This is a genomic window from Planctomycetaceae bacterium (assembly GCA_041398825.1).
GTDB lineage: Bacteria > Planctomycetota > Planctomycetia > Planctomycetales > Planctomycetaceae > F1-80-MAGs062.
On sequence record JAWKTX010000006.1, the window covers coordinates 205,573 to 225,548 of the forward strand.

Genomic DNA, 19,976 nt, shown 5'->3' on the forward strand with positions numbered 1-19,976 from the left:
GGCGACTGCTTTCTTACCAGTGCATGACTGTTCCACCGTCGACATTGATTGTCTGGCCGGTAACCTCTGATGCCCTGTCACTGCACAGAAAAACGATCATAGCGGCAACATCTTCTGGTTTCTGCCACCGTTTTAACGGAACCACGTTGCTGACTTTTTGCCCAGCCCATTCTTCGTATGAAAGCCGCTGGTTCTCGGGTTGTTTATCGTACCACGCCTGCCAGACGGATCGGTTGAGAGGTGTCTGAATCATGCCCGGACAAACCGTGTTCACGCGGACATTGAACGCCGCCAGATCTTTGGCCATACACTGAGCAAAATTGATATTCGCTGCTTTGCTGGCGCTGTAAGGGGGATCCGTTTGTGAACCCATCTGCCCAGCAACGCTGGCGATGAAAACCATCGCGCCAGCTTTTTGAGCTGCCATGGCGGGCCCGGCGACCTGGGCGATATTTGCCATGCCAACGATGTTCACCTTCAGAACCTCGGGCCAGGCCTCCAGTGGGACATCAAAATACGGAAACCCGAATTCTCCGGAACCGATGGCAGCAGCGTGAACAACGATATCGATTCTTCCGAGCTGCGTGACGGTATCCTGCCAGGCTTTTTCGACTTCACCAGAATTCGTGATGTCGCAGGAAATTGCGGTATCGCAGTGTGACGGTCCATCTGTTTTCAGGTCCCAAATTGCTACGCGGCAACCTTCCTGCCGGAACATTTCTGCCGCGGCCTTACCGATTCCGCTTGCACCACCGGTTACAACAACGACTTTCGAAGTGAGGCCGAGGTCCATTCGTGGTTCCGAATCAGTGCTGGAAGTTTCTGGTGAATCAGCGTTTGGGAGTTATACGCCCGTCGTACACCCCGAGATTTCTTCGCGATTGCGGCTACAAACAGGAGTCAAGCCAGAATCGGCAGTATGCTGTTTGATCCGTGCTGAATTTCCATCGTTTCAATTGAGCCGATCAACGTCGTGCTTGTGCAGTCTTCGACCTGAACTCGCACTGTGGAGCTCACAAGACGCGGATTGCCTTCGAACACGACGATGCGATCACACTCGGAACGCCCCATCAACTGGATTGCCGGAGATTCTCCGATCGCAGGGGCTTCACCGCGTGCCGCCTTCTTGACTGCGGTCTTGCTGGGGCCTTCAACGAGTACGCTTACCGTCCGGCCGATGAACTCGGCGTTGTCTTCTTCGCTGATCTGATTCTGCAGATCCAGCATCTCGTTATTCCGCCGTCGTTTCACATCTTCCGGAACGTCATCTTCGAACATCTCATCCGCTTTTGTGCCACTGCGTTTGCTGTATTTGAAGATGAAGCTGTTTTTGAACCGGCACTCTCGAATCAGGTCCATGCTTTTTTGAAACGATGCTTCCGATTCGCCGCAGAATCCAACGATGAAGTCACTGCTGACCGCACAGTGGGGCATATGTGCCCGGATGCGGTGCATCATTTCGCGATACTCTTCAACGGTGTATCCGCGTTTCATCTGCTTCAGCACGTCATTACACCCTGACTGAGCCGGAACGTGCAGATACTTCATCGCTTTGGGAAGGTCCCGGACCGCCTGCAGCAGATCGTCGGACATGTCGCGGGGAAAGCTGGTGACGAATCGGATTCGCTCAATTCCTTCGACGTCGCTGATCATGTAGAGCAGGTCGGACAGCCGGTACAGTCGACCGTTTTCGGTGTGGCGATAACTGTTGACCGTTTGCCCGAGCAATGTGATTTCCCGCACGCCCTGATCGGCAAGCACTTTCACTTCCGCCATGATGTGCGATGGAGAACGGCTTTGCTCTGGTCCCCGGGTTGCTGGCACGACGCAATAGGTACAGAACTTGTCGCAACCGATCATGATCCGCACAAAAGCCTGAAACGGTGTGGGTCTCATTTCGGGATCACGAAGTGGATCGTAGCTTTGAAAGCTCTCCGATACTTCCAGTCGCGATCCATCACGTCTGCCAAGACTCAAGGCTGTGCGGTGTGCACGTTGTTCGTCGTTACGACTTTCCCTGATCAATCGCGGGATCTCGGCCAATTGTCCCGTTCCCACAACAAGATCTACATGCGGCGCCTTTTGAAAGATCAGTTCCTGATCTTTCTGAGCCATGCAGCCCATCACGCCGATGACCTGGTTGGGCCGTCGGCGTTTGCTGTACTTGAGTCGCCCCAGCGCACTGTAAATCTTGTGTTCCGCGTGTTCGCGAACGCTGCAGGTATTGAACAGGATCGTGTCCGCTTCGCGAGGCGCGCTGGTGAGTTCGTAGCCATCCTTTCGAAGCGCAGCAACCACCAGTTCGCTGTCCAGCATGTTCATCTGGCAGCCTACGGTTTCGATATAGAGTCGACCATTGTGCGGGACGGTCGCGGGTGGGACGGTCTCGATTTCGGCCTGAGCGATTTCAGGACCGGTGGATGCTGTTGGCGGCGGTTCCGTCATGATTGAACTCGTTCCAGGTAAGCTCCGCTTTCGGTGTCGATCTTGATCCGGTCACCTTCTTTAATGAACGCCGGGACCTGCACTTCAGCGCCGCACTCCAGCGTTGCTGGTTTGGTGACGTTTGTCGCCGTATTGCCACGCGCTGCGGGCTCAGTGTACGTGACGGCCATGATCACCTGTTGCGGAGGAGACATGCTGATCAGCTGCTGATTCCAGTACAGTAAGCCGACGGCGCTACCTTCCATCAGGAAACGCATGTCATCTTCGATGACTGCTGCTGGCAACGAGTATTGTTCGAAGCTGGCGTTATCCATGAAAACGTAGTTATCGCCGTCCCGATACGAATACACTCCATCGCTGCGGTGGACGTCGGCCGCTTCGAGACCGTCGCCACTTCGGTAAGTTCGCTCCAGAAGCGACCCTCGAAGCAGATTTCGCAGCTTTGTTCGGTAAAGTGCCTGACCTTTACCGGGTTTCACAAAGTGGCATTCCAGCATTTCGTAGGGTTCATTCTCAACAAGAACCTTTATTCCTTTTTTGAATTCGCCGGCGTTGATCGTGGCCATTGGAGTGGTTTCTCTGACTTTGTTATCGTTTATAAAAAGTGGACTGAACAAGCGAACGGAACAGCTGACGAACGCTCCGGAAAGATCAAATTGGCGGCCGGACGTTAGCAAAACCGAAGCCCGGAGTGAATCGATATGTCGACCGTTCCCAGTGTCTCCAATCCAAAAAGCCATTCTGAAATCCACCAGAATGGGCTGAGTGTGCTTCCGCAGGGCGAGCTGGTGGCTGATGACGGTGCTCAGGTTCGCTGGCAAAGAGAAATGGCCGGTGCCGTACGGTCCAGGGGGGAATTGCTTCGGCGACTGAAAATCCATTCGCTTGAAAGCGAAACGGCCGTGGACGCGGACAATCGTTTTCCCGTGCTGGTGCCAGTCAGTTACCTGAAGCGAATGAAACCGGGTCATCTGTCGGACCCTTTATTGCTGCAGGTGTTACCAACGATCGAAGAATCGGCCGATGTGCTTGGATTTGTCCCGGACGCCGTCGGCGACCTTGCCAGCCGTCGAACACCAGGCCTGATCCAGAAGTATTTCGGCAGAGCCCTCCTGATTACAACGGGGGCCTGCGCGGTACATTGCCGTTACTGCTTCCGCCGCGATTATCCATACGCAGCGGAACCCAAATCACTCGACGAATGGAAGCCTGCTCTGGAAGCCCTATCCACGGACGCAACGATTTCTGAGGTGATTCTGAGCGGCGGAGATCCGCTGATGCTCACCGATCAACGGCTCAACCGACTCTGTCGGCTGATTGATGCCATCCCCCATATTGAACGGATTCGAATTCACACGCGGCTTCCAATCGTTCTTCCCTCCCGAGTGACACCAGAGTTGCTGGGCATGTCTGATCAGCTTCGGAGTCAGTTGATTTTCGTCGTCCACGCCAATCACCCGGCTGAAATTGTCGAAGACTGCGCGGCCGCGCTTTCGCAGCTGAGCCGAAAGGGTTTTCCCGTGCTGAACCAGGCGGTCCTGATGAAAGGTGTGAATGATGATCCCGATGTTCTGGAATTGCTCTGCAGACGGCTGATCAATCTGGGAGTGATTCCCTACTACCTGCATCAGCTCGATCGCGTTGCCGGGGCGGCCCATTTCGAAGTTGAGCCGGAAACTGGACGAGCACTGATCGAACACCTTCGAGCCCGGCTACCCGGCTATGCCGTGCCACAGTTCGTTGTTGAAATCGCCGGACGCTCTTCAAAAACTCCGCTTTGAAAGACCACACGAGTCTGCGGCCCGCTGGCCATTCGGGTAAAGCCTGACTCAATGGTGGAGATGTTTTTTGAAGGTTTTCGAGAACGGGTCTCCTGTTGCTCGAATTGGCACAAATCATGCTGTATACGGAACAATCGTCAGAAATCGACCACGACTGACGATCCTCTGCCGAAGGATTTGGCAGAGATGCCCGTTTCAGAGGCAGGCGGGCGTCATAGGTATTGCCTCTGACACGAAATCTGGAAATCGGTGAATGGACGTCGACGTCAGACGTCAGCCGGGTTTCTCGTTCAGGGATGGGGCTCAGTTCGCGAGAGCATGACGATGAGAGGTGACTCATCGACGTCGCGAAGACTCAAAGTTAATCGGGAGGAATTAAGCAGTACCATGTCGAAATCAAAGCTCGAGTACATTTGGCTGGATGGTTCAAAGCCGACTCAGGAACTCCGTTCCAAGACTAAGATCGTCAAGGACTTCGGGGGCACACTTGAAGAGTGTCCTGTTTGGTGCTTTGACGGAAGTTCCACGAATCAGGCTCCCGGCGGATCCTCGGATTGCCTTCTGCAGCCGGTTTCCATCTTTCCAGATCCTGGACGCGTGAGCGGTTACCTGGTGATGTGCGAGGTGTTGAACTCAGACGGTTCGGTTCATGAGTCCAACGGTCGTGCGACAATCGACGACGACGACAACGATTTCTGGTTTGGTTTCGAGCAGGAATACTTCCTTTGGGACAGTGAAATCAATCGCCCTCTGGGATTTCCACCGGGCGGTTACCCTGCCCCACAGGGACCTTACTACTGTTCGGTTGGCGCGAATCGGGCATTCGGTCGCGAAGTTATCGAAGAGCACCTGGATCTGTGTCTCGAAGCTGGTCTGAACGTCGAAGGTATTAATGCCGAAGTTGCCACAGGACAGTGGGAATTTCAGGTATTTGCAAAAGGCGCCAAGCGGGCTGGTGACGAAGTCTGGGTTGCCCGTTATCTGTTGGAGCGTACTGCTGAAAAGTACGGCGTATGGATTCAGTGGCATCCAAAGCCGCTTGGCGACACCGACTGGAATGGTTCCGGTATGCACGCGAATTTCTCGAATGACACATTGCGAACATGCGGAAGTAAGGACACTTACGAAAAGATCTGCTCTGCATTTGCTCCCCGAGTCAAAGAGCATATTGCGGTTTACGGTGCGGACAACCATATGCGTCTGACCGGTAAGCACGAAACACAGTCCATTGATCAGTTTAGTTTTGGTGTGTCGGACCGTGGTGCATCCATTCGTATTCCAGTTGCGACTGTGACCAACGGATGGAAAGGCTGGCTGGAAGATCGCCGTCCTGCTTCCAATGCTGATCCTTACAAGGTCGCTGCCGAGATTATTCGAACGGTAAAGGCTGTGAAGATTTGAGATCTCTTACGGTCACACTGATTCGTGACCGCAAAAACTGGAGCCAGTCATCCCTGATTGAAATGGCTTGCCGTTCCGAATCGGACGGTGGCTGGATTTGGGAGTCACTGCTGGTTGTTGGAGCGATCTGACAACCAATCCTCCCGGGGCCGCTCAGTCTTGTACTGGGCGGCCCTTTTTGATTCTGTGCAGGATGTACCCCTGAAATGGTTCCAGCACGCACGCTGGCCCTTCAGTGTCATTCCACGGAAGCAGATCCATCCTGGAATTGGCGGGCCATTGGCCTGAGGACACGGCGAACAAATTCAGGATGCGGCCGTCATCGCTCGAACGGTGAGCGGCATTGCATCTGCAAAATCCATCGAAGGCCGGTAACCCAGCATTGTGTTGGCTTTCTCGATGCTGAAGTCCAGATTCAGCCCGAGGAATTTGATTCGAGCACTATTCAGCAGGGGCGCCTGTTTCTTACCAAGTAATCGCCAGAGCCCTTCCATTCCGGATGCGAGAACTCGGGCGATGGGCAGCGGCACGACCTTTGTCGGTCGTTTGATCCCCGCAGTATCGCAGACCGTGTCCATGAATTCTTTCTTGGTGACCGAACGCTGGTCGTGGATATTGAAGACTTCACCGACGATGTTGTCCCGCTCAATGGCCAGCCAAATCGCCTCACATAAGTTCCCCACGTACGTATTGTTCATCAGCTTGTCAGTATTGCCAAGATAGGCAAACTGGCCGCTTTGCAGGCGTTCGAGGAGTCGAGGCAGGATTGTGCGATCCCGTGGGCCATAGATGAACCCCGGGCGCAGGACGACGGCCGGCAACGCCTTATTTCGAACGTATTCGCAGACCAGCAGCTCGGATTCCACCTTTGTTAAAGTGTATCCATCGATTCCCGTTGTGCTTGGTTGAGAGGTCTCATCCGTGCCATAGTGATCGCGGCCTTCATAGACGCCCAGAGAACTGATTTGAACCCAGCGTTTGAGAGAACCGCTGTCCAGCGCGGCGTCCATCAGAGCACGGGTACCGTCGACGTTAATACGGCGATAGTCATCCGTCCTGCCCCAGTCCCCCACCATCGCTGCACAGTGGATAACAACGCTGACACCATCGCAGGCGGTCCGAAGGCTGTCAGGCTGATCGAGGTCACCTTCGATCAGTTCCACGCCCAGGTCCTTCAGCAAGTCGGTTCGTGAACCTTTTCGAACAAGGCAACGGACTCGCAGACCCTGCTTCGCGGCCTGTTCGGCAACATGACTGCCAACAAGCCCGGTAGCTCCGGTTACCAGAATGAGGTCTTCAGAGGAAAGTTGCACGTTGGTCTCACAGGAGAAGTGACAAAGAATGTGTTCGCGAATCCAGAGGTTAACGCATTCAACGGCCCAACTTCAACACAGGTTCAGTTTTCTGAGACGCTGGTATCATCGAATTGCGGCCAGACTCCCGGCATATTGACGGAGTAATGTTCGTTCATGACAGCCTGCCATTGGTCAGGATCTTTCACTCCGATAAAGGCATCACGGACTTGAATCGACTGTGGATGCCACAATGCGTATCGAATACAGAACTTTCGCAACTGTTTGGTTGCGAGCTCCGGTGAATAGATCATTTGAGCTCTCCGGAGATGGTCGTTAATCATCTCGCGTTGCTGGAAGACATCCGGAGCTGCCGGGAGGGAAGACCCATCCAGCAGTGATCTGGCCTGCTGAAAGATCCATGGATTGCCGATTGCCCCGCGCGCGGCGGTCACGCCATTTACTCCCGTCTCTTTCAGCATCCTGATGCAATCCGCGGCCGTAAAGAGGTCACCGCTGCCCATCAGGGTGTGATTCGGGAAATGCGAGCGAACCAGTTTCAGGAAATTCCAGTCACTGCCGCCGATGTATTTTTGCTGAACCGTGCGACCATGAATGGTTGCCGCTGCGATTCCACAGTCGAACGCTGCATTCAGAATGCAAAAAAAGTTGTCCTGACTTTCGGTTGAATCATCCAGACCTCGTCTCATTTTGACCGTCACCGGGATCTCACAGGGAACGACGTCCCGAACTCGGCGCAGAATCTCGATTGCACCGGTCGGCTGCCCCAGATGAAGGCCTCCCCGACACTGACCTCGAAGACGTTTCATCGGGCAACCAAAGTTGATGTCGATCACATCGAAACCCGCCCGGACAAGCCTGATTGCAGCCCCGGCGAATTCATCCGGCACCGTGCCCATCAGTTGTGCGCCAACAGGATGATCATCGTCGGTGACCAGCAAATGCCGCCGAGTTTTTTCCCGATCCTTCAGGTTATTGACGAAGGATTCGATCATGACTTCATGAACGGTGTATGGCGCGCCCATACTTCTCGCGAGCGACCGCATTGCCCAGTCGCTGTAGCCACTGAGTGCTGCCAGCACAACGGGGCCCTGGATCTGAATGTTGCCGAGTTTCAGCACCTTCATCCGGCCTCAGCAGGAACGTCTTCGAAGATACCCTTATCTCGATTCTTGCGCACATGAGCCGCATCGAAGACTCGACCGCTCATTGCAATCCAGACACCGTTGGGCCTTGACTGGACAGCGCCGATTGCGACCCCAATGTTAAATACAGCATCGCTGTTGCTGAATCCAGCGGGCTGCATGGCCCCGGTCAGGACGATGCATTTTTCTGAGGCGGCTTGCAGAAGTCGGGCCGTTTCGACCATGGTATCGGTGCCGTGTGTGATGACAATTCTGTCTTCAGGTGAATCGACCACGGCTTGCAGGACCAGCTTACGATCGGCGTCCGTCATGTCGAGGCTGTCTTTTCTGAGAACAGACTGCACAGTGTATTCGAATGTCACCGGAAGTTCTGAGAGGATCCGTTCCACCCCCGGCGCGCCCACCTGATACTCGCTCAGAGAATCAAAGTAAATTTTGTCGATCGTGCCTCCCACTGCCAGAAAGCGAACAGGTTGATTCGTGTTCATAGTATCGGCTGACATCAGACGAGCGATTTGCGATACGTAACCAGGTGCTCGGCTGGTTCGAATTTGGCTGCCCCAAACAGGTCGAGTGCCGCCTGGTTTTCTGAATCGACATGGGCTTCGATCAGCTGTACTGATTCGTCCCGCAGTCGGCGAGAGATCTCGAGGATCAGTGCGAGGCCGTAGCCGTGCCGGCGCTGGGATTCGGGAACATAGACGTCCCGGATTCCCACGGATCGAACGCCCCATTTGGGTATGAAGACATCCATGCCGATGATCTGCCCGGAGGCGACGATCCCGCCGGAAGCTTTTTCCTGCAGTTCGAATCGCAAAGAATCCAGATGTCCGAATCGAACAAACCACCACCATGATTGTCCCGATGGTCGGTCCGTAATCATCATGTTCAGGTTACGGCGATTTCGAATCAACCGGGAGTTGACCGGGTCTCGGATAGCAAACAAATCGCGATGCATCACGACCGTACGCGTCGAAAACTCAAAACCGGATTTTGCAAACACAGGTTCCCAGGGAGCTGCAGATTCAGAAAATCCGGACGGCTGAAGACCGCCGTAGATTCCTACGTAGAATCCGGTTCGATCGAGTCCACCTCCGCCTTCAACACTCTTTGAACCGGACTCTTTCAGATAATCACATGCTCGACGAATCAGCTCTGTTGCAATGCCCTGCCGCCGGAATTCCGGGTGAACCATCAATGCGCAGATGTTGCCTCGGTTCTTATCGAGTCGGCTTTCGTCCTCAGTCGCTGCAAATCCGGCATGCACCATTCCCACCACACGACCTTCGAAAACCGCCACAATGATTCCGTTGCGGTCGAAGAACGGCTGTGAGAACGAGAACAACTCCAGGATGTCACTCGAAAACCCTTCAGCCGCGGCTGGCCCCAGCGCGCAGGAATGCCACAGTTGCAGCAATCGAGGCGGGTCGGTATTGTGAAACGGGCGATACTGGATCACCGGTGTCTCTCAGGAAGCCAGTGGAAACGGTTGCTCCGCAATGTGCGAAGGGTGTCTCGGACTCTAACTCAGGACTGACACACTCACAAGCCGACGGAAGACCACTTTCAGATGCCAGAATATCCGCTGATTTTGATGTACGTCACAATCTGAACCCTGCCACTTTCTCAACGGATAAACCCTTGCCGATGACATGGACCGAACGCGAAGTCATTGCCTGGCTCGATGAACAGTTGCCAGCTGCGCGGATGGCTGAATTTGAGCAGCAGCTCCGCGTGGACGAAGCGTTACGTTCACGCGTGTCAGTTTGCATCAGGCACCGTGATCAGGGTGGACGCAGCGTCGGAGAAATCTGGCAGCGGGGGCGTCTGAGTTGTCCAACCCGTACTGAGCTGGGAGGGTACCTTCTGGGAGCACTCTCTGTTGAATCCAGCGAATACATAGACTTTCATCTCAAGACTGTTGGGTGTCGTCTTTGTGATGCCAACCTTGTTGATCTGGAGGAACAATCCACCAGTGATTCGGGGACTCCCGGTCGTCGAAAGCGTTTCTTCGAGTCGTCTGCGGGCCTGTTGAGGGAAAAGTTGGACTCAGAAGAACAGTCGGCATTCTAGAACTCCCTCTGTTTCAGACATCGATTACATGCTGGTTGAACCTGAATCCGGATCGTGTGGTTGAATTCCGTACCCAACCACTGCGACAATGACGGCTCCCGCCGATTCCGCGCAGGCAGGATGTGTTCTGTGCGGTCTGGAAAATTCCCTCCTCCCGCTAAATGACGTTCGAGTACCATCATGGATCGACCTCTGCAACGTTTTGTCATTCTGTCAGTGAATTCATTCAGGATTCGGGCTCAGTCTGTTTTTTGGCTCAACGGCCGAGGCAGGCCTGTCTGCCCGCGACTGTTATGCGTTGTTCTGCTTCTTTTGTCAGCTGCCGCGCCATCCCGATCGGATGAATCTGCGACCAAAAAAGACGCGGCGAATGCCGAAGCGATGGAATTTGTTCGGACCAGGGTCCAGCCGTTGCTGCAATCTCGCTGTGGCGAGTGTCATGGTGGCGAGGAAGTTAAGGGCGGGCTCCGTTTGTCGAACCTGCACGACATTCTGCGAGGGGGGGATAGTGGACCAGCAGTTGAGCCGGGAAAACCTGACGAGAGTTTGCTGATTTCGGCTGTCAGGTATGAAAGTTTTGAGATGCCGCCGCGAACACGGATGCCGGACGCGGAAATTGAACTGCTGGAAAACTGGATCTCAATGGGAGCACCGTGGCCGGATTCCGGCGACGATCCCCCTCATCAAGTCGCTGAGGGTGAGCGGGCTGGGTTTCCGATGCAGGAGCGAATCGAGTCTCACTGGGTCTGGCAGCCAATTGGAGCCCCTGAAATACCTTCTCTGGAAGCGTTCGATGCGTCGCTGAATGCGTCCGAGTGGGTTCGCACGGACATTGATCGGTTTATCCTGCAGGCATTGCAGGGCCGGAAACTCAAACCAGCAGGCGACGCGGATCGCCGTGCCATCCTTCGGCGTTTGTATTTTGATCTGGTAGGTTTGCCACCCACCATCGATCAGCAGCAACGCTTCTACAACGATCCAGATTCGGATGATGATGCCATCGCCAGGGTTGTTGATGAGTTGCTTTTGTCCCCGCACTTCGGCGAACGGTGGGGCAGACACTGGCTTGATCTGGTCAGGTACGCCGAAACGCTGGGGCACGAATTTGACTTTCCGCTGCCGTATGCGTGGAAATACCGTGACTACGTCATCAGGGCGATCAATGCTGATGTTCCCTTCGATCAGTTTGCGCGAGAACACATCGCGGGTGACCTGTTGCCGAATCCCCGATTCAATTCTGAACACGCATTTAATGAATCCATCATAGCCACTGGATTCTGGTACCTGGGCGAAGACAAGCACGCGCCGGTCGATGTGAAAGGGGAAGAGGCAGCGCGCGTCGACAATCAGCTGGATGTATTCTCCAAAGCGTTTCTCGGTATGACGGTTTCCTGTGCACGCTGTCACGATCACAAGTTCGATGCGATCACGACCAGGGACTACTATGCCTTGTCGGGATTCCTGCAGAGTTCACGCCGAAGAATTGAATGGCTGGATTCAGATGGAAAAATGCATGAAGCCACCGACCAGATCGCGACTTTGAAACGTGACGTCCATGACGCACTTGCTGCTCGATTGAAAGATGTCACTGAAGAACAGTCGCTCCAGAGGCTGGCGGCGGTCCTGCGGGATGCAGCAGTTTCAGAATCTGAATCGCCTGCCATCAAACAACTCTTACAGGAAGCGATGACAGCAACCGACAAACGTCCAACCGACTCAGGGGCTGATGATCTTGACTTTCTGTACGCTGCGATTGCCGACTTGCAGGTGGTGAAGCCGGACTCAGACACACCACAGATTCAGATTGACCGGTCAATTCTGGCGACAACGAAATCCTGGTCGAGACGTATCGCTGAAGAGTCTGCTCGCGTGTTGAATCCTTCCGGCACAGCCGATGCGGCGCCCGACAAGAAGGAAAGTTCACCCGTCGTGTTCGCTGACCTTCGGAATGGCCTGCCAGAGGGATGGTTCGCTTATGGTCAGGCCTTTCGCTCGCTCGCACTATCAGAGTTCAGGGCCGCGCACGATGCGGATTTGTTGCGTGTGGGAAATTCTTTGAGTCCGATCCCTTCGGCGGATGCAATTGGTCACGGAAACGTTGCAACGGGCCTGCAGAAGGATGACATGCAGCCAAAGTTGTCTCGGTGTCAGGACGTCACTTCAGCCGCCACCTCACTGAACCTTCGGGGAACACTGCAGTCTCCTACGTTCCGCTTGCAGCACCCCGAGATTCAGGTACTTGTTGCAGGACGGGGGTCACGTATCCGACTTGTGATCGACGGATACGTAATGAATGAGTTCAGTGAACTGCTGTTTCGCGGAGCTCGGCAGAACATCGAAACTGAGGGTGAACTGCGGTGGATCCGACTGAACGGGGATGTGAAGCGATACCTCGGTCATCAGTGTCATCTGGAATTTCTGGATGAAAGCGATGGATGGTTCTCCGTTCGGGAAGTTCGTTTTTCCGAACGGGAAAATGCTCCCATTTTACCAGTGGCCAGTACGAATAATCGGTCGCTTGCCGCGAAGTTGGCAGCAACGTTTGAGTCGGTGGAAGTGGCTTCACCGGATATTACGAAGCAGATACTGGGAGCGTATACCGATGAACTTCGACGTCGTTCTACGTGGCCATCGACGGCATTACGGCTTGGTTTGCTGCACACGGCTGATCAGGATGATCTTCTTGCGAAGTCTGACGCCGTAGAGCAATGGAGATCGGCGGCGGCGAGCATTCCTGCCGGTGATCCGGTCCTGGTGATGTGTGAAGGAACGGGTGAAGATGAGCATCTTTTTATCCGCGGAAGCCATAAGAATATGGGGCCGCCGGTGCCACGCCATTTTCTGACCGCACTGTCGACAATGCCGGAAACGCTGAATCGTCAAACCCCATATGCTGAATCCGGAAGCGGACGGTTGCGGCTCGCGGAGGACGTGCTTTCGGAGGACAATCCGCTGACGGCACGAGTCGCGGTCAACCGAATCTGGCTTCACTTGTTTGGGCGGGGCCTTGTGCCGTCGGCAGACAACTTTGGTGTTCTCGGAGAAGTGCCGTCGCACCCTGAATTGCTGGACCATTTAGCCACGCGATTTCGCCGCGATGGTTGGTCGATGAAGTCATTGATTCGGTACATTGTCACGTCACGAGTTTATCGGCAGAGTATTCAATCGACGGAAGAGGGGCGCGTTGTTGATCCAACGAATGCTCTGCTTCATCACGCACATGTGCGCCGGCTGGAAGCTGAGGTGATCCGCGACGCGATCCTCACGGTCTCCGGTCGGCTGGACCCAACAAGCTATGGTCCGCCCGTGCCTGTGTATCTGACAGAGTTCATGCAGGGCCGGGGCCGGCCTGGCCAGAGCGGTCCGCTTGACGGAAATGGCCGCCGAAGCATCTACCAGTCTGTGAACAGAAACTTCTTGTCACCATTTCTCCTGGTGTTCGATACGCCCGCTCCTGCGACCTCGGTTGGACGCCGCGGGACCTCGAATGTACCCGCACAGGCACTGATCATGATGAACAGTGAATTCGTGACGGAGCAGGCACGAGTGTGGTCAGCTCGTCTCATCCAGGAATGCGGAGTTGAACAAGCTCTGGACGATCCGGGAAACAAGGTCGTACCGGATCGTTCTGCCAGGTTGTTGCTGGATCGAGCCTTCCGGCAGGCACTGGCCCGCTCGCCTGAAGAAAACGAGGTTGAGCTTCTGGTATCATTCGCGAATGAATTGGCACCGACATATAATCTGAATCCGAGCGAGGTCTGGTTCCATCAGAATGCATTGGCGGATGTCTGCCACATCATACTCAACCAAAAAGAATTTCTTTTTCTCGACTAGAGGCATTCGTCAACTATGCGTCGCTATTCCGCCGCGTTGTGTTTCTGCATATCAGCGTTTTGTGTTGTGTCTGATTTCTGTGGCCGAATTCAAGCCGACGAGCACGCGCACCACGGACATTCGCAACACGGGCACGAAGATGACCAGCCGATTGAACGGCCGGTTGTCTTTCTCGACAAGAGCCCGAAGATTGTTGAATACCAGTTAAAACGACTGGATAATCGACGACTGTTGCTGGTCGAAAGAAGCGATGATCATCAGAAATACGCGCCCGTACATGCGGCCATCCTTTCTCGCGCCGGCATGGCGCGACAAGCCCGCGATCAGGCCGTCCAGGCGCTGGCCAGGATTCGGGCAACTTCGGTCGTGGAGGAACTGCTGGCTGCCATCGGTAGGCTAAAGCCTGTTGATGATGCTGATCAGGCAACGGCGGCATTGCTGTCGGCAATGATGCTTGACCTTCCTGTCGAACAATTAACCGATCAGTCTGCTGCGATCCTGAATGCCGCCAGTCAGAAGAATGCTCTTTTGCAATCTGCCGGCCTTGCGGGATTAATCGCGACTGGTCAAGGCGATCTGGCCTGGGAGAATGTCGTCAGCGACGACGCACGCATCGCATGGCTCCGTGCAATTGTCCTCCTGCCGCCCCGGCAACGAATCGACCAACGCAACCGAGTCTTGTCCATGCTCAATGGTCAATCGACTACTCAGGTGGTTAGTCAGGTGTTGCTCGTGCTGGCAGGTATCCCAACCTCAGAAGAAGATTCGTTCCAGAGGATTTCCGCCTATATCACAGGGGAAACGTTCGATACCACAACTCCGACAAGCGAACAGATTTCGGAGCCGTCGGTTTCGCAGAGCGCGGTGAAGGCGTTGCTGAGTATTTCTGACGAATTCCGTGTGGCAAAAACTTCTCAACAGGTGGCCTCTCGCCTGGTGGCGAATGCGGAACAAGTTGAAACAGCCGATCGTACTTCCGATTCTTTTATCGACAGCATGGTGCTGGCAGAGCAGTTGCTGAAGACATTGAGCGAGGTCGATGCAAAGGAACTGCGACATCGAATGCGTGCAATCTCTGTGCGTTTAGTTCGTATCAGGACCGTTCATGAAGAAATGCGATATGACCTGCCGTACTTTGCCGTTGAAGCGGGACGCCCCGTGCAGATTGTTCTTCAGAACGAAGACCTGATGCCCCACAATTTTGTGATCACCAGACCGGGTCAACTTCAGCAGGTTGCGGCGGCCGGCGCGGAATTAGGACCGTCGCCCGGATTTCAGAATCTGCCCTATGTTCCTAATACATCAGACGTGCTGTTCGCGACAAACATGGTGGAAGCCGGCAAACAGGTGAGGCTGACATTTAATGCGCCGACAGAGCCGGGAGAATACCCTTATGTCTGCACATTCCCGCGGCATTGGATGCGGATGTACGGGGTGATGGTCGTGGTACCGGATCTGGATGCGTGGCAACGTTCGCCTGTCGCCCCGACGGATCCTCTGGGTAACAACAGGTCATTTGTTCAAAACTGGAAACTCGCAGATTTTCCGGAGGCAATTCAGGCATCGCTTGAGGGACGCAAGCTTGATGCCGGAAAGGCGTTGTTCAGGGAAGCAACCTGTCTGCAGTGCCATAAGATGCACAAAGACGGAGGGGCGGTTGGTCCGGATCTCACGGACGTTGTCAGTCGATGGAAGAATGACAAACGCGGCATTCTTCGCGAAATGCTCGAACCGTCGTGGAAAATTGATCCAAAGTATGCCGTACAGGTGATCGTACTGTCCGACGGCCGAACGAAGTCCGGAATCATAAAATCGGAGGACGATAAAACTGTTTTTCTGCTGACGAATCCGGAACGGCCAGAGCCAGAGTCCATCGCCAGAGCCGACATCGAAGAAATCATACCCTCAGCCACTTCGATGATGCCCAAAGCTCTGCTGGACAAGTTCACTCAGGACGAAATCCTCGACATCCTGAACTACATCACAACGGAGCATTCCGATGATCATTGATTCGCATCAGCATTTCTGGCAGCTGGACCTCCCGTTCGAATATGACTGGCTCCGGACGCTGCAGCATCAAAAGATTTGTCGGAATTATCTTCCAGAAGACCTGGTGCCCCATCTGACAGCGGCAGGCGTTGATGCATCCGTCTTCGTACAGACGCAGCACAATCTGGATGAAAATCGATGGGCACTTTCACTTGCGCAGGCCAATCCCTTTATCGCAGGCATCGTGGGGTGGGTGGATCTGGCGTCGACGGAATGCGAGGACCAGCTGCAGGAGTTTCTGGAAGATCCGTTGTTTGTTGGTGTCAGACACATCACTCAGGATGAGCCTGATGATGACTTTATACTCCGAATGGATGTGCTGCAGAGGTTGAAAGTCCTGGAGAAGCACCAGATCCCTTTTGATTTGCTCTTTTACACCCGGCACCTCAAACACGCAGTTTCCCTGGCACAACTTTTACCGGAACTGCCAATGGTGATTGATCATCTGTCGAAACCAAACATCGAAGATGCCAGCATTGCGGACTGGTCGCGGGATCTGAAAGCCGCGGCAGCCTACCCAAATCTGTACTGCAAGCTGAGTGGGATGATTACGGAAGCGAACTGGAACAACTGGACCGTTGACGATCTGCGGCCCTATGTCTTCACAGCTCTTGAAGCGTTCGGTGCGGAACGGTGTATGTTTGGGTCCGACTGGCCCGTCTGCGAACTCGCCGGAACCTATCAGCAGGTGTTCGATGCGCTGAATCAGGCTTTGGGGGAAATCAGCGAATCCGAACGAGAACAGATTTTTGGCAAAACAGCCGCCAGCTTCTATAAGCTTCGAATTTGATCACTTTTGGGTTCACTCAGCATCACTCGCAACTATTCTGTGCGGAGTCCAGTGATGTGGTTGGCTTTCAGAGTATTCTGTTGGGGGTTGTATTCCAACTTCTGGCCGATGAATGTTCGAACGTTGCTGTTGTCAGATGCACGGTGCGAAACCGTTGCCTTATGATCTCCTTCGCCGCGAAGGATGAGCTGTTGCTTGGAGTGGTCGTACGTAATCTTGTCTGCATGCCCATCCAGATTACGGCTTTCGATTCGTGCGTTGTCCTCTGCGGCAAGCGAAAAGGTTCGCTGTTCGGAATTTGCCTGAGGCAGGGAAATGACCCAAAGCTTTTCACATCTCAGCACTCCGGCTTGTGGCGGCAGGTCAGAGCTGTTCACGATATCGATGTCAATGGTGTCACCCAGTCTTCGCACTGGTCCAAAGACTCCTTCCACGTGCTGGCTCAACTGAACCAGTTCCTTGTTCAGGTTTCCTGAGAGTGATCCGATGAATGACGCTTTGGCGTACACGAAGGGATTCTCACTTGTTTGAACAGCCTGATTCGCACGAGCAATAACACCGGGTGAAACCTTGAGCCTATTCCCTCGATCCGGCTGCGTGGATTCAATCCATCCGGGACCTGAGGCGACAAAATCTCCCGACTCACGGTTTACCGTCAGATCGGAAAAGTCAGCTTCATGAGTGGCTGTCACGACGCCTGCTTCCATTTGTTTCAGCGTAACATGCACTCGCCCAACGCACCTGACTTCACTGATATCCGGGGCGGCTTTACTGTCCCCATCACCTGCGGGTGCAACATCAAACTCATTTTTTGCAACGTCTTTCCCGGTTCTCCCGGATCGACTGAGGCGCACGTCTCGCGTGAAGTCCACCTGCATGCCAGCACAAGTCAGGTGGATGTCGTGAGATTGTCCATCTGAAAGAACACAACGGATATCGCCGACAAAGCTGGCTGTCCGGCCACTGAAGATCATCCCGTCAGCCCAGTAAATGTCTAATGGAGAAGGACGTTCCAGAGGCATTCCATCGAAACCGCGATCGAGCACAAGTCGAATTCGACCGCTCCCGTCGACAGAGACTTTTTCATCGCTTTCATCAACATCAATTCGTTGCCCCTCAATCAGTCGATTGGCACTCACCACTGTCGCAGGCGAGCCGAACAGGCTCATTCCGCGGCCCGCACTCAAGCCATTTTCGGCGGTCAGTACGTTGCCTTCCGCATGAAAAGACTGATCCGGGTCCGGGGCTGTGTAATCGACTTCGACATTGCCATTGATCCAGATGTCTGTCCAGTCTGTTGGAGCAGATGGCCTCTTTGCCTGTGTGGATTCCGGCGAAAGCAGAGTTGCCTCCATCGTGTCAGATACGAAGTGCATGAATCCTCTGGCTTTGTCCGATTCTGGACGGTTGCCGATCAATTGACCTGGATTCGACGCCTCAAAGGAGGCGGTTTGCATAGTGCCTGCCGCTGTGGGCGTACGGGCGTTCTCGCTTGAAGCAGCATCTGAAAGCTTTACCGTCAGCTGATTCCGTACGTCCCCGCTTAATTGTGGTGCTGCGATTCGAACTCTGTCACGTGCGATGAGTTCTTTCGGTTGAAGGTCCGAAAAATCAAAGGCGTTGTGAGTTGTGTCTGCTGCTGAATCGATTGACGGAGGTGGAATGTTTGGATCAGGGACGGGGTTTCGGGAGGCAAGCAGCATTTCAATCGTTTGGCCCGCCAGCCGAAACTCTTTGACCGGCTGAATAACCTGAGCATTTCCGGTGAGCGTGATTCTTGGCTCCGGAGATTGTCGAAAGATCAACGACTCTCGCCATTGTGCTTCAATGGTTCCCTGAGGGTCGCGATCCGACTTCGCAGTCGCGGAATCGCTCTTGTCAGGCTGGTGACGAATCAGGCCCGGACCGCGAAGATCAATCGAATCCAGGGAATTATCTTCGAGAGCGCGAGCAACAATGTGGGGGACCAGAACTTCTGTTCCCTTCTGAATCAGCCGAATCGGGAAAGGGTTACCATTGGCATCCTGTTTATTGCTCCAGCATTCGAGCATACGCCGGTCGACGATATAGCGGATGTCCGTCATCGTACCTGTCAGCTGCTGCTCTTCCATATAGACGACGACACGGCTTCCTTCGGCGCGGATGGAATGCAGTTCGACCTGTTTTGGCCGTTGTGGTCCATCACTTTCGGCGTTCAGGGCGACGTGTGAGTTGCCTGCATCGCTGGAAATGCGAGGTCGCAGCTGGAGTGTTAATTGAGTGCACAGCAGTTTATCCACAAAGCCGTTTGTCAGCGGTCGTTCGATCAGAATCTGTCGGTCAGGTCGCGGCTTTTCGTCTTCGTAGCCGAAAAACGTTGATGTCAGGGTCTGTACGTCGAAGTGAAATCCCCGGGCTGCGTTAATCGTCAGGTGCGTTGCTTCACGTTTTCTGTTCCTGTCGGGGATCAGTACGTTACAGGTGACTCGCCCGTTCATATGGACGGACTGGATATCGCTGATCGCCATCAGCCCCTGGTCTTCGTTGCCGGAGGTTAAAAGCTTGATTTCAACGCCGCCTTCAGCTCTTGCAGTATGTGTCTGCCAAACCAGATCCACCGGAGAGCCGCTCCAGATCTTCATTGACTTGTCGGAGATATGGAAGTTGCGTCCTTTGATTTGCAGGCCATCAGGTCCTTCAATCCGAACGTCTCCGGAGAGAAACCCTGTTGTAATTCTGCCAAATTCCGTTTCTTCCAGATCAAAGGGAGTGGAACGGTCAAGCTGAGCAGAGGCGGCTGTGACTCGAATGGGCTGCTCATCATCCTCACCGGATGACCACAGCATTGCGACCGGTTTTACCCGAACGGAATGTTTGTTATTGAATAATGCAACTTCATTGAACACCAGATACCGTCCGCCATCGCGAAACTTTTTCCCTGCATCTGATACCCAGTGATCCTGGGGAAACCACCGTGTCAAAACGGGAGCAAAGTCGGCCGTGCGAACAACAGGTGCCGATGGAGCTGACATCGACTGGCGTGTGCGTTCGATATTCAACCAGGGTGAAGTGAACCTGGCGTAGGCAACGTAAACCCCCAACAGGAAAAGTCCTGTCAAAAGTGTTCGTGGTCCACGGGAAAGTTCGCGATTCGACATGCGGTCAG

The 19,976-nt window shown here is 54.2% G+C and carries 14 protein-coding genes; 6 read left to right on the forward strand and 8 right to left on the reverse strand.

Going from position 1 to position 19,976, the window contains the following annotated elements; translation table 11 throughout:
• Positions 1 to 13: 13 nt before the first annotated feature.
• The 3 genes from R3C20_12815 to efp form a co-directional block, all read right to left on the reverse strand.
• Positions 14 to 793, reverse strand: coding sequence for an SDR family oxidoreductase (locus tag R3C20_12815; protein MEZ6041381.1), 780 nt, complete (start codon positions 791 to 793; stop codon positions 14 to 16).
• A gap of 107 nt (positions 794 to 900) precedes the next feature.
• Positions 901 to 2,445, reverse strand: a complete 1,545-nt coding sequence (gene miaB, locus R3C20_12820) for a tRNA (N6-isopentenyl adenosine(37)-C2)-methylthiotransferase MiaB (GenBank protein MEZ6041382.1) — start codon at positions 2,443 to 2,445, stop codon at positions 901 to 903.
• Positions 2,442 to 3,011 carry an elongation factor P gene (gene efp, locus R3C20_12825; protein ID MEZ6041383.1) on the reverse strand — a complete coding sequence of 190 codons (570 nt, stop codon included), beginning with the start codon at positions 3,009 to 3,011 and terminating at the stop codon, positions 2,442 to 2,444. The genes miaB and efp overlap by 4 nt, the downstream gene beginning before the upstream one ends.
• Positions 3,012 to 3,146: 135 nt before the next feature.
• Between efp and epmB the strand changes: the two genes are divergently transcribed.
• Both epmB and R3C20_12835 read left to right on the forward strand, forming a co-directional pair.
• Positions 3,147 to 4,226: an EF-P beta-lysylation protein EpmB gene (gene epmB, locus R3C20_12830; protein MEZ6041384.1), complete on the forward strand. Its 1,080-nt coding sequence runs from the start codon at positions 3,147 to 3,149 to the stop codon at positions 4,224 to 4,226.
• Between the two features lie 387 nt (positions 4,227 to 4,613).
• Positions 4,614 to 5,627 carry a glutamine synthetase beta-grasp domain-containing protein gene (locus R3C20_12835; protein ID MEZ6041385.1) on the forward strand — a complete coding sequence of 338 codons (1,014 nt, stop codon included), beginning with the start codon at positions 4,614 to 4,616 and terminating at the stop codon, positions 5,625 to 5,627.
• Positions 5,628 to 5,932: 305 nt separating this feature from the next.
• On the opposite strand, the gene R3C20_12840 is transcribed toward R3C20_12835, so the two are convergent.
• The 4 genes from R3C20_12840 to R3C20_12855 all read right to left on the reverse strand — a co-directional run bounded on the left by R3C20_12840 (position 5,933) and on the right by R3C20_12855 (position 9,544).
• Complete coding sequence (locus tag R3C20_12840) at positions 5,933 to 6,940, reverse strand: NAD-dependent epimerase/dehydratase family protein (GenBank protein MEZ6041386.1); 1,008 nt, start codon at positions 6,938 to 6,940, stop codon at positions 5,933 to 5,935.
• 83 nt (positions 6,941 to 7,023) lie between these two features.
• Entirely contained in the window at positions 7,024 to 8,067 is a 1,044-nt protein-coding gene (locus tag R3C20_12845; GenBank protein MEZ6041387.1) for a tRNA-dihydrouridine synthase, read from the reverse strand.
• A complete protein-coding gene (locus R3C20_12850; GenBank protein MEZ6041388.1) occupies positions 8,064 to 8,588 on the reverse strand; it encodes an asparaginase domain-containing protein in 525 nt (174 codons plus the stop codon). Before R3C20_12850 ends, R3C20_12845 begins: the two co-directional genes overlap by 4 nt.
• Positions 8,588 to 9,544 (reverse strand): GNAT family N-acetyltransferase, encoded by a 957-nt coding sequence (locus R3C20_12855; GenBank protein MEZ6041389.1) that lies wholly within the window; start codon positions 9,542 to 9,544, stop codon positions 8,588 to 8,590. Before R3C20_12855 ends, R3C20_12850 begins: the two co-directional genes overlap by 1 nt.
• A 188-nt stretch (positions 9,545 to 9,732) precedes the next feature.
• Here R3C20_12855 and R3C20_12860 point away from each other — a divergent pair, with 188 nt between their 5' ends.
• The 4 genes from R3C20_12860 to R3C20_12875 all read left to right on the forward strand — a co-directional run bounded on the left by R3C20_12860 (position 9,733) and on the right by R3C20_12875 (position 16,831).
• On the forward strand, positions 9,733 to 10,158 hold the full coding sequence (locus tag R3C20_12860) for a hypothetical protein (GenBank protein ID MEZ6041390.1): 426 nt from the start codon (positions 9,733 to 9,735) through the stop codon (positions 10,156 to 10,158).
• 180 nt (positions 10,159 to 10,338) lie between these two features.
• Positions 10,339 to 13,992, forward strand: coding sequence for a PSD1 and planctomycete cytochrome C domain-containing protein (locus tag R3C20_12865; GenBank protein ID MEZ6041391.1), 3,654 nt, complete (start codon positions 10,339 to 10,341; stop codon positions 13,990 to 13,992).
• Positions 13,993 to 14,058: 66 nt separating this feature from the next.
• On the forward strand, positions 14,059 to 16,002 hold the full coding sequence (locus R3C20_12870) for a plastocyanin/azurin family copper-binding protein (GenBank protein MEZ6041392.1): 1,944 nt from the start codon (positions 14,059 to 14,061) through the stop codon (positions 16,000 to 16,002).
• Entirely contained in the window at positions 15,992 to 16,831 is an 840-nt protein-coding gene (locus R3C20_12875) for an amidohydrolase family protein (protein MEZ6041393.1), read from the forward strand. Before R3C20_12870 ends, R3C20_12875 begins: the two co-directional genes overlap by 11 nt.
• Positions 16,832 to 16,863: 32 nt before the next feature.
• Here the strand turns inward: R3C20_12875 and R3C20_12880 are convergent, their stop codons facing one another.
• Positions 16,864 to 19,968 carry a hypothetical protein gene (locus R3C20_12880; protein MEZ6041394.1) on the reverse strand — a complete coding sequence of 1,035 codons (3,105 nt, stop codon included), beginning with the start codon at positions 19,966 to 19,968 and terminating at the stop codon, positions 16,864 to 16,866.
• Between the last annotated feature and the right edge of the window lie 8 nt (positions 19,969 to 19,976).

Bases quoted from the DNA above. Each gene is read 5' to 3' on its own strand.
- R3C20_12815 (MEZ6041381.1), bottom strand. From the start codon at position 793: ATGGACCTCGGCCTCACTTCGAAAGTCGTTGTTGTAACCGGTGGTGCA.
- miaB (MEZ6041382.1), bottom strand. From the start codon at position 2,445: ATGACGGAACCGCCGCCAACAGCATCCACCGGTCCTGAAATCGCTCAG.
- efp (MEZ6041383.1), bottom strand. From the start codon at position 3,011: ATGGCCACGATCAACGCCGGCGAATTCAAAAAAGGAATAAAGGTTCTT.
- epmB (MEZ6041384.1), top strand. From the start codon at position 3,147: ATGTCGACCGTTCCCAGTGTCTCCAATCCAAAAAGCCATTCTGAAATC.
- R3C20_12835 (MEZ6041385.1), top strand. From the start codon at position 4,614: ATGTCGAAATCAAAGCTCGAGTACATTTGGCTGGATGGTTCAAAGCCG.
- R3C20_12845 (MEZ6041387.1), bottom strand. From the start codon at position 8,067: ATGAAGGTGCTGAAACTCGGCAACATTCAGATCCAGGGCCCCGTTGTG.
- R3C20_12850 (MEZ6041388.1), bottom strand. From the start codon at position 8,588: ATGTCAGCCGATACTATGAACACGAATCAACCTGTTCGCTTTCTGGCA.
- R3C20_12860 (MEZ6041390.1), top strand. From the start codon at position 9,733: ATGACATGGACCGAACGCGAAGTCATTGCCTGGCTCGATGAACAGTTG.
- R3C20_12865 (MEZ6041391.1), top strand. From the start codon at position 10,339: ATGGATCGACCTCTGCAACGTTTTGTCATTCTGTCAGTGAATTCATTC.
- R3C20_12875 (MEZ6041393.1), top strand. From the start codon at position 15,992: ATGATCATTGATTCGCATCAGCATTTCTGGCAGCTGGACCTCCCGTTC.
- R3C20_12880 (MEZ6041394.1), bottom strand. From the start codon at position 19,968: ATGTCGAATCGCGAACTTTCCCGTGGACCACGAACACTTTTGACAGGA.